The sequence below is a fragment of the Streptomyces sp. NPDC058257 genome (assembly GCF_042881845.1).
Lineage (GTDB): Bacteria > Actinomycetota > Actinomycetes > Streptomycetales > Streptomycetaceae > Streptomyces.
The window spans coordinates 117351-125510 of the sequence record NZ_JBHVXJ010000023.1; the positions used below are offsets into that span (position 1 = coordinate 117351).

Annotated in this window: 9 protein-coding genes; 6 read left to right on the top strand and 3 right to left on the bottom strand. The window is 68.7% G+C overall.

The annotated features are described in order from the left end of the window. Nucleotide 1: 1 nt before the first annotated feature. Nucleotides 2-832: a class I SAM-dependent methyltransferase gene (locus tag ACFVXC_RS36475; RefSeq protein ID WP_389914582.1), complete on the bottom strand. Its 831-nt coding sequence runs from the start codon at nucleotides 830-832 to the stop codon at nucleotides 2-4. Between the two features lie 401 nt (nucleotides 833-1233). On the opposite strand from ACFVXC_RS36475, the gene rpsA reads away from it, so the two are divergent. Beyond that, nucleotides 1234-2760 carry a 30S ribosomal protein S1 gene (rpsA, locus tag ACFVXC_RS36480; RefSeq protein WP_389914585.1) on the top strand — a complete coding sequence of 509 codons (1527 nt, stop codon included), beginning with the start codon at nucleotides 1234-1236 and terminating at the stop codon, nucleotides 2758-2760. A 160-nt stretch (nucleotides 2761-2920) separates the two neighbouring features. Here rpsA and ACFVXC_RS36485 read toward each other — a convergent pair whose 3' ends face one another. Next, nucleotides 2921-3892, bottom strand: a complete 972-nt coding sequence (locus tag ACFVXC_RS36485; protein ID WP_389914588.1) for a sheath polysaccharide-degrading enzyme — start codon at nucleotides 3890-3892, stop codon at nucleotides 2921-2923. Nucleotides 3893-4135: 243 nt separating this feature from the next. Here ACFVXC_RS36485 and ACFVXC_RS36490 point away from each other — a divergent pair, with 243 nt between their 5' ends. The 3 genes from ACFVXC_RS36490 to ACFVXC_RS36500 all read left to right on the top strand — a co-directional run bounded on the left by ACFVXC_RS36490 (nucleotide 4136) and on the right by ACFVXC_RS36500 (nucleotide 6191). After that, nucleotides 4136-5074: a PAC2 family protein gene (locus ACFVXC_RS36490; RefSeq protein ID WP_389914591.1), complete on the top strand. Its 939-nt coding sequence runs from the start codon at nucleotides 4136-4138 to the stop codon at nucleotides 5072-5074. A gap of 48 nt (nucleotides 5075-5122) precedes the next feature. Further along, complete coding sequence (gene coaE / locus ACFVXC_RS36495; RefSeq protein WP_389914594.1) at nucleotides 5123-5725, top strand: dephospho-CoA kinase; 603 nt, start codon at nucleotides 5123-5125, stop codon at nucleotides 5723-5725. Between the two features lie 82 nt (nucleotides 5726-5807). Next, nucleotides 5808-6191: a tetratricopeptide repeat protein gene (locus ACFVXC_RS36500; RefSeq protein ID WP_389914597.1), complete on the top strand. Its 384-nt coding sequence runs from the start codon at nucleotides 5808-5810 to the stop codon at nucleotides 6189-6191. A 78-nt stretch (nucleotides 6192-6269) separates the two neighbouring features. On the opposite strand, the gene ACFVXC_RS36505 is transcribed toward ACFVXC_RS36500, so the two are convergent. After that, the gene (locus tag ACFVXC_RS36505; RefSeq protein ID WP_389914600.1) at nucleotides 6270-6530 is read right to left on the bottom strand and encodes a DUF6343 family protein; all 261 of its coding nucleotides are present in this window, start codon (nucleotides 6528-6530) and stop codon (nucleotides 6270-6272) included. Between the two features lie 252 nt (nucleotides 6531-6782). Here ACFVXC_RS36505 and ACFVXC_RS36510 point away from each other — a divergent pair, with 252 nt between their 5' ends. Together ACFVXC_RS36510 and ACFVXC_RS36515 are read left to right on the top strand one after the other, a co-directional pair. Then, entirely contained in the window at nucleotides 6783-7475 is a 693-nt protein-coding gene (locus ACFVXC_RS36510; RefSeq protein ID WP_389914624.1) for a class I SAM-dependent methyltransferase, read from the top strand. Nucleotides 7476-7613: 138 nt separating this feature from the next. Then, on the top strand, nucleotides 7614-8072 hold the full coding sequence (locus ACFVXC_RS36515) for a DoxX family protein (RefSeq protein ID WP_389914603.1): 459 nt from the start codon (nucleotides 7614-7616) through the stop codon (nucleotides 8070-8072). Nucleotides 8073-8160 lie beyond the last annotated feature (88 nt).

Consider the following 8160-nt stretch of genomic DNA (forward strand, 5'->3'; position numbering starts at 1 on the left):
CTCAGTCTCGTACGCAGACGAAGATCGCCGACCCCGGGATCAGATTCCCGCGCAACGGGGACCAGCCGCCCCACTCCTGGGTGTTCCACGCGGGCCACTCCGGCTCCACCAGATCGACGAGCCGGAAACCGCCGGCCACCACGTCCCGCACCCGGTCGCCGACCGTCCGATGGTGCTCTACGTAGACGGCGTTCCCGTCCTCGTCCTGCTCCACATAAGGAGTGCGGTCGAAGTACGAGGCCGCGACCGAGAGGCCCTCGGGGCCCGGCTCGTCGGGGAAGGCCCAGCGCATCGGGTGCGTCACCGAGAACACGAAGCGGCCGCCGGGCCGCAGCACACGGTGCACGTCCTTGAGGACCCGCACCGGGTCGGCGATGAACGGCAAAGCCCCGTACGCCGAGCACGCGAGGTCGAAGCTGCCGTCGGCGAACGGCAGTGCCCCCGCGTCCGCCTCCACCAGCGGCACCCCGCCGCCGATCCGCAGCGCGTGCTGCAACTGCCGGTGGGAGATGTCGAGGGCGACCGGGCGCGCACCCTGCGCGGCGAGCCAGCGCGAGCACTGCGCCGCACCCGCGCCGATCTCCAGGACGTCCTTGCCCGCCAGCTCCTCGGGCGGACCGAGGAGCTCGGCCTCCACCTCGTCGAGTCCTTCGGGACCCCACACGAACCGGTCGTCACCCAGGAAGGTGCCGTGCTCGATCTGGTAGTCGTCCGCGTTCCTGTCCCACCAGCCGCGATTGGCGCGACTGCTCTCCGTGAAATCGGCCGCGCGGCGGGTGGCTTCCGGTTCGGGCGTCTCGGGCAGCTCGGACTCTTGGATGATCGGCTCCATCGTCGTACTCTTCCGTCTGGCTTGTCACGGATCGTCGCAGCTGGGCAGTGGCGGGGTCGGGCCGGAGTGCGTCGCGACAGGGCGCGGTGCGGCCGGTGTGGCCTCATGCGACAGCATTTGTGCCGGGTATGCGGCGATCCGCCCCGGGTGTGCGCCTTCGCGCATTGACCCTGTCCGGCTGCCCCCGTATGCTACAAGTTGCGCTGCGAGCCTGCCGTCCTCAGACCTAGCGGGATGCGCTCGCGTCTGTTGTAAGACCCCTCGGTCGTCGAGGCGCCTTTCCGTTTCTTCGGAAACTCAGGAATCGGCGCTTCCAGGGCTGTCCGGCCTCTTCAGAGCGAAATCGGTTCCGGCGCTAGCAGTACCTACGACTCACTGTCCGTACCGGAGCCCTTACCCACATGACGAGCAGCACCGAGACCACCGCTTCCACCACCCCGCAGGTAGCGGTCAACGACATCGGTAACGAGGAAGCCTTCCTCGCCGCGATCGACGAGACGATCAAGTACTTCAACGACGGCGACATCGTCGACGGCGTCATCGTGAAGGTCGACCGGGACGAGGTCCTGCTCGACATCGGTTACAAGACCGAAGGCGTCATCCCGTCTCGCGAGCTTTCCATCAAGCACGACGTCGACCCCAATGAGGTCGTCGCCGTGGGCGATGAGATCGAGGCCCTGGTTCTCCAGAAGGAGGACAAGGAAGGCCGTCTGATCCTGTCCAAGAAGCGCGCTCAGTACGAGCGTGCCTGGGGCACGATCGAGAAGATCAAGGAAGAAGACGGCATCGTCACCGGTACCGTCATCGAGGTCGTCAAGGGTGGTCTCATCCTCGACATCGGCCTCCGTGGCTTCCTGCCGGCTTCCCTCGTCGAGATGCGCCGCGTCCGCGATCTCCAGCCCTACGTGGGCAAGGAGCTCGAGGCCAAGATCATCGAGCTGGACAAGAACCGCAACAACGTGGTCCTGTCCCGCCGTGCCTGGCTCGAGCAGACCCAGAGCGAGGTCCGCCAGACCTTCCTCACGACCCTGCAGAAGGGCCAGGTCCGCTCCGGCGTCGTTTCCTCGATCGTCAACTTCGGTGCGTTCGTGGACCTCGGTGGCGTCGACGGTCTCGTGCACGTCTCCGAGCTTTCCTGGAAGCACATCGACCACCCCTCCGAGGTTGTCGAGGTCGGCCAGGAAGTCACCGTCGAGGTTCTCGACGTGGACATGGACCGCGAGCGCGTGTCCCTGTCGCTCAAGGCGACGCAGGAAGACCCGTGGCAGCAGTTCGCCCGTACGCACCAGATCGGGCAGGTTGTTCCCGGTAAGGTCACCAAGCTCGTTCCGTTCGGTGCGTTCGTGCGCGTCGACGAGGGCATCGAGGGTCTGGTCCACATCTCCGAGCTGGCCGAGCGCCACGTGGAGATCCCGGAGCAGGTCGTCCAGGTCAACGACGAGATCTTCGTCAAGGTCATCGACATCGACCTCGAGCGTCGCCGCATCAGCCTCTCGCTGAAGCAGGCGAACGAGGCCTTCGGCGCCGACCCGTCGGTCGTCGAGTTCGACCCGACCCTGTACGGCATGGCCGCGTCGTACGACGACCAGGGCAACTACATCTACCCCGAGGGCTTCGACCCCGAGACCAACGACTGGCTCGAGGGCTTCGAGTCGCAGCGTGAGGTCTGGGAGACCCAGTACGCCGAGGCGCAGACGCGCTTCGAGCAGCACCAGGCTCAGGTCATCAAGTCCCGCGAGGCGGACGCCCAGGCCGAGGCGGAGGGCGCTGCGGCTCCCGCTTCCTCGACCGGTGCTCCGGCTGCCGGTGGCAGCGGTGGTGGCGGCGGCGGTTCGTACTCCTCGGAGTCGGACGACAACTCCGGCGCCCTGGCGTCGGACGAGGCGCTTGCCGCTCTGCGCGAGAAGCTTGCCGGCGGTCAGAGCTGACCGCGCGTCACTCTCTCTAGGCGGTAGCTGAACGCTGCGGGCCCGCATCTCTTCGGAGGTGCGGGCCCGTTGTTCTGTTTCGGGTGCGGTTCTGGTGGGGGCTGGTCGCGCAGTTCCCCGCGCTCCTAAGGGCTCGTCCCTTCGGGACGTTGCCCTTCCCTCAGGGCGTCACCGTGATGTTCGTCAGGCCCTTGCCGCCCGTCACCGTGTTGCTCGCGTACACCGTCGTCTTGCAACTGCCGCTGAAGTTGGTCACGTTGATCGCCAGCTGCTTGTCGCCCGTCGAGCCGCTCAGGTCGGACTTGTTGCCGCGGAAGACCGTGCCGCAGCCCCAGCCGGACTGCTGGCTGTGGGTCTCGTAGCCGCTGTTCGTGGTGTTCTTGCCGGTGTTGCTCTCGATGACGTAGTTGTTGCCCTTCACGTCGATCCACGAGTCGTCGTAGTTGTTGCCGGTCAGGCCCTTGCCGTCGAAGGTGTTGCCGGAGACCTTGCCGCCGGTGGTGCCTTCCTTGAGGTCGACGGCCTCACCGCCCACGTCGGGGCCGATCGTGTTGTTCAGTACCTGTACGTTGTCGCTCTTGTCGGAGAGCGTGTTGGCGCTGCCCACGTAGACGCCCTCTCCCATGCCCCGGTCGTCGTTGCCGGTGTCGTAGATCTTCGAGCCCTTGATGACGCCGTCGGTGCTCGACTTCCGGAAGTGCACGCCCTCCATGTCGAGGCCGTGGACCGTGACGGTGTCCACGACGACGCCCTTCGCGGAGTCGATCATGATGCCCTTCTGGCCGCCCGTGACGGTGACGCCCTTCACCGTCCAGTAGGAGGCGCCGTTCAAATGCAGTCCGTATCCGCCGCCCGCCGTGAGCACGGCCTTCGAGGAGCCGGTCAGGGTGATGCGGGCGCCTGAGCTCGCGGCCGTACTCGTCTTGAAGTTCCCGGTGTACGTTCCGTCGGCGAGGTGGATCGTGTCGCCAGGGGAGGCGCTGGTGAGCGCGGACTTCAGCTCGGCCGCCGTGGAGACCTCGATGGTCCCGGCGGCCGTCGATACGGGGGAGGCGGTGGCCACGAAGGCCAGGCTTCCGGTGGCGGCCGCCGCGGTGAGCGCGGAGATGAGCAGGGTGCGTCGGGTGCGCATGTGGGGTGACCCTCCGGTTCTTGTACGTGAACACTGGGTGTGCACATGAACGTAGAGGTGGGTCATGTTCGCGTCAAGGTCTGGACCACGTCGGGTGGGGGAGGCCGCCCCGCCGCCGTGAACTCGGGGTCTGTCCATGGGTGTTGTAAGAAGCCGCTGTGAACAGATGCGGGAGGGAATGCCAAGGCCGTTGCGGGCGTTCTGCTGTACGAGTCACGACGCAGAGGGCGAGGAGCGGTCACAGTGCTTGATCCGCAGGGTTTGTACGCATGGGAGCCGAAGGGCCTCGCTGTCGTCGACATGGCGCTTGCCCAGGAATCGGCCGGACTGGTCATGCTCTATCACTTCGACGGCTACATCGACGCGGGCGAGACCGGCGACCAGATCGTCGAACGGCTCACGGAGAGCCTGCCCGGTCAGGTGGTGGCGCGCTTCGACCACGACCGGCTCGTCGACTACCGCGCGCGCCGCCCGCTGCTCACGTTCCGGCGTGACCGCTGGGCCGACTACGAGGTGCCCACGCTCGATGTGCGGTTGCTCCAGGACGCCACCGGGGCGCCCTTCCTGCTGCTCTCCGGGCCCGAGCCGGACATCGAGTGGGAGCGTTTCGCGGCGGCGATCGAGCAGATCGTGGAGCGGCTCGGCGTGCGCCTCGCGGTGAACTTCCACGGCATTCCCATGGGCGTGCCGCACACCCGCCCCGTGGGTCTCACCCCGCACGGCAACCGCACCGACCTGGTGCCGGGGCACCGCAGCCCCTTCGACGAGGCGCAGGTGCCCGGCAGCGCGGCGGCGCTCGCCGAGTACCGACTCCTTGAAGCGGGCCACGACGTGCTCGGAGTCGCCGCGCACGTCCCGCACTACATCGCGCGCTCCGCGTACCCGGACGCCGCCCTGACCGTCCTGGAGGCGATCACCGCCGCGACGGGCCTTGTGCTGCCGAGCGTTGCGCACAGCCTGCGCACCGAGGCGCACCGCACCCAGACCGAGATCGACCGGCAGATCCAGGAGGGTGACGAGGAACTGGTCGCCCTCGTGCAGGGGCTTGAGCACCAGTACGACGCCGCTTCCGGCGCCGACGCGCGCGGCAATATGCTCGCGGAGCCCGTGGACATCCCCTCGGCCGACGAGATCGGCAAGGAGTTCGAGCGCTTCCTCGCGGAGCGCGAGGGCGACGCGTAGCCGGTACCGAGGGGGCGGGGCGCAACGTCACCCCCTAAGCTGCCGGTCATGCTGAAGGTGGGCCTGACCGGTGGTATCGGCGCCGGCAAGAGTGAAGTGTCTCGTCTCCTCGTCGCGTCCGGAGCCGTACTGATCGATGCCGACAGGATCGCGCGGGAAGTGGTGGAGCCGGGAACTCCGGGACTGGCGGATGTTGTCGAGGCCTTCGGTCAGGAGATCCTCGCCCCCGACGGTTCCCTCGACCGTCCGAGGCTCGGCTCGATCGTCTTCGCAGACCCGGAGAAGCTGGCCGTGCTGAACTCGATCGTGCACCCGCTGGTCGGCGCTCGCTCCGCGGAGCTGGAGGGCGCGGCCTCGCGGGACGCGGTGGTCGTCCACGACGTGCCCCTGCTCGCCGAGAACGGCCTGGCGCCGCTGTACGACCTGGTGGTCGTCGTCGACGCGAGCCCCGAGACCCAGCTGGAGCGTCTCGTGCGGCTGCGCGGCATGAGTGAGGAGGACGCCCGCGCGCGGATGGCCGCTCAGGCCACGCGCGAGAAGCGCCTGGAGATCGCCGACATCGTGATCGACAACGACGGCCCGCTCGAAGGCCTGCGACAGCGCGTCAGCGACGTGTGGGCGGACCTCGCGGGGCGGGCGCGGGCGGCCTAGCGGAGCGGCGGGGCAGCGGCTCGGCGGAATAGGCGTCGGAGTTGCGGGCGTTGAGACTGAGCAGCGAGGGAAGGAGTCACGTGTGCCCGAAATTACCCCGGAGACCCATGTCATCGACTTCCGTGCGGCGGAGCAGCTCCTTGCCGCGCGGGATCCCCGAGGCGCGGTGAAGCTGCTCGACACGGTCATCGCGGCCCACCCCGAGAACACGGCGGCGCGGCTGCTGAGGGCCCGTGCCTTCTTCGCGGCAGCTCAACTGCGCGCCGCTGAGCTTGAGTTCAGCATCGTCCTGGAACGTGAACCGGACAACGCGTTCGCCCATTTCGCGCTCGCCCGCACCTACGAACGCGCGGCGCGGCCCGACCAGGCCCGGCGCCACTTCCGCCTCGCCGCGGCGCTCGACCCGCAGCCGGAGTATCTGGCGGCGGCACGCTTCGACGACGGCGACGCGGGCGCCGGGGGGTAGCCCCTGCCGACTGGCCTCTGCCGACCGGCTGGCCTCTGCCGACTGACTGGCCTCTGCCGACCGACTGGCCCCTGAGCGTCAGCCGGTCCTCGGGGGCTCGTACGGCGGGGTCTCGCGGCCCGGCTGATAGTGCGGGCCCTGGTGGATGTGGCGCAGGATCATCGCCATGTCGGCGGTGACGATCAGCCAGAGCGCGCCGCAGGCCACCGCCCAGCCGGGGCGTCCCACGAGGGCGAAGGCGATGGTGCCGAACGTCGCCCAGGCCAGGCCCCACACGCTGAACCAGAAGCGCATGCGCAGAGGACTGCGCGCGGTCACCGGTTCACTGCCTGTTCGCATCACGAGAGGTCATCTCCTCCCTCTCCGCCGCTGTTCGCGCTCGCTGCGCGCCTCCAGCTGTCTCCCTCTGTCTCCACCTTCCAGGATCCACCCGTGGGTGGTGGACCGGAAGGGCCGGCGGCCTCAAGATCGTAGATGCGTCGGGTCATCGGTACGGAGAGCGTGGCCGGTTCTCGCTGTAGACCGTGTGGCCACGGGGAGAGGGGGGAACGGGCGTCCGGAGCGCTTCGTTGACGGGGCATGACTACTGAGATGCGTGAGGGACACGAGGGGACGGGCCCTGGAACGATCACGCCGGACGGCTGTGCGGTGGATCTGTACGCGCGGCTTTCCGTCGGGGACGAGCCGGACGTCATCGCCGGTGCGGTACCGGCAGGGGCGCACATTCTGGAGCTGGGCAGTGGCGTGGGACGGGTGACGCGTCCACTGCTCGAACGGGGGTTCCGGGTCACTGCGGTGGACGAGTCCGCCGAGATGCTGGAGAAGGTCGCCGCGCTCGACGGGCGGGTGCGCGCCATCCAGAGCCCGATCGAGAAGCTCGACCTGGGCGAGCGGTTCGAGGTGGTGATGCTCGCCTCGTTCCTGGTGCACGACGGCGACGTGTCGGTGCGGCGCGGGATGCTGCGAGCCTGCCGGAGCCATGTGACGGACGACGGCTGCGTGCTGATCCAGCGGGAGGGAGCGGACTACCACACGAACCTGCCGAGAGAGCGTGTCGACCCCGGTGGGTACACGGTGCGGATCGTGTCGGCGGAGCCGGTGGGGGACGGGGTGAATGAGGTGCACGCGGAGTACGTCTTCCCGGACGCCGTGTGGACCCAGACGTTCCCCGCCCGTCCGCTCACGAAGGAGCAGTTCGAGCAGGCGCTGGGGGAGGCGGGGCTGAGGGTCGACAAGTATCTGACGGAGGACGGAGTCTGGGTGAGGGCGGTGCCGGTCGGCTGACGTGGCTGCCGGAGGGGGTCCGGTACCCGGGGCGGTCGCGCGGAGAGATGAGATGCCCCGCCGGGCGATGAGTTCCGCGGGGCGGGGCGGTCTATCACGGTGACAGCACAACAGCCCCTGCTCACCGAGGAGATCACCATGACCACGGCCGCCACCTCCGCCAGTGCCACCTCCGTCACCAACGCTTCCACCAGCACCGCCGCAGCCGGTCGCCGCCCCGTCCGCATCGCGCTGCGCACGATTCAGGTGGTGCTCGCCCTGTTCTTCGGCCTCGCCAGCGGGGCGCCGAAGCTGATCGCGCACCCCACGGCGGTCGAGGCCTTCGAGAAGCTCGGGTGGGGCGCTCCGGGGATGTACGTGATCGGCGCACTGGAGGTGCTCGGTGGGATCGCGCTGTTGATCCCGGTGCTCAGTTCCGTCGGCGCGACGGCCCTCATCGGGCTGATGATCGGGGCGTTCATCGTGAGCGTGGCCGCGCTCGGCGGGGAGAACGCCGCCACGCCGCTCATCCTGATCCTGCCGCTGGCGTGGATCGCCTGGGCGCGGCGCGGGCAGACGACGGAGCTGATCCGTCTGCTCCTTCGGCGGGATGCGTGAGAGCGCGAAAGGCCGTGTAACGGGGTGGAGTTGCTGCGTCCCTGTGGTGAGGGCCCCACCCGACGACGTCGGGTGGGGCCCTCACCAC

Coding starts and splice junctions, on each gene's coding strand:
- ACFVXC_RS36475 (WP_389914582.1), bottom strand. CDS start 832: ATGGAGCCGATCATCCAAGAGTCCGAGCTGCCCGAGACGCCCGAACCG.
- rpsA (WP_389914585.1), top strand. CDS start 1,234: ATGACGAGCAGCACCGAGACCACCGCTTCCACCACCCCGCAGGTAGCG.
- ACFVXC_RS36485 (WP_389914588.1), bottom strand. CDS start 3,892: ATGCGCACCCGACGCACCCTGCTCATCTCCGCGCTCACCGCGGCGGCC.
- coaE (WP_389914594.1), top strand. CDS start 5,123: ATGCTGAAGGTGGGCCTGACCGGTGGTATCGGCGCCGGCAAGAGTGAA.
- ACFVXC_RS36505 (WP_389914600.1), bottom strand. CDS start 6,530: ATGCGAACAGGCAGTGAACCGGTGACCGCGCGCAGTCCTCTGCGCATG.
- ACFVXC_RS36510 (WP_389914624.1), top strand. CDS start 6,783: ATGCGTGAGGGACACGAGGGGACGGGCCCTGGAACGATCACGCCGGAC.
- ACFVXC_RS36515 (WP_389914603.1), top strand. CDS start 7,614: ATGACCACGGCCGCCACCTCCGCCAGTGCCACCTCCGTCACCAACGCT.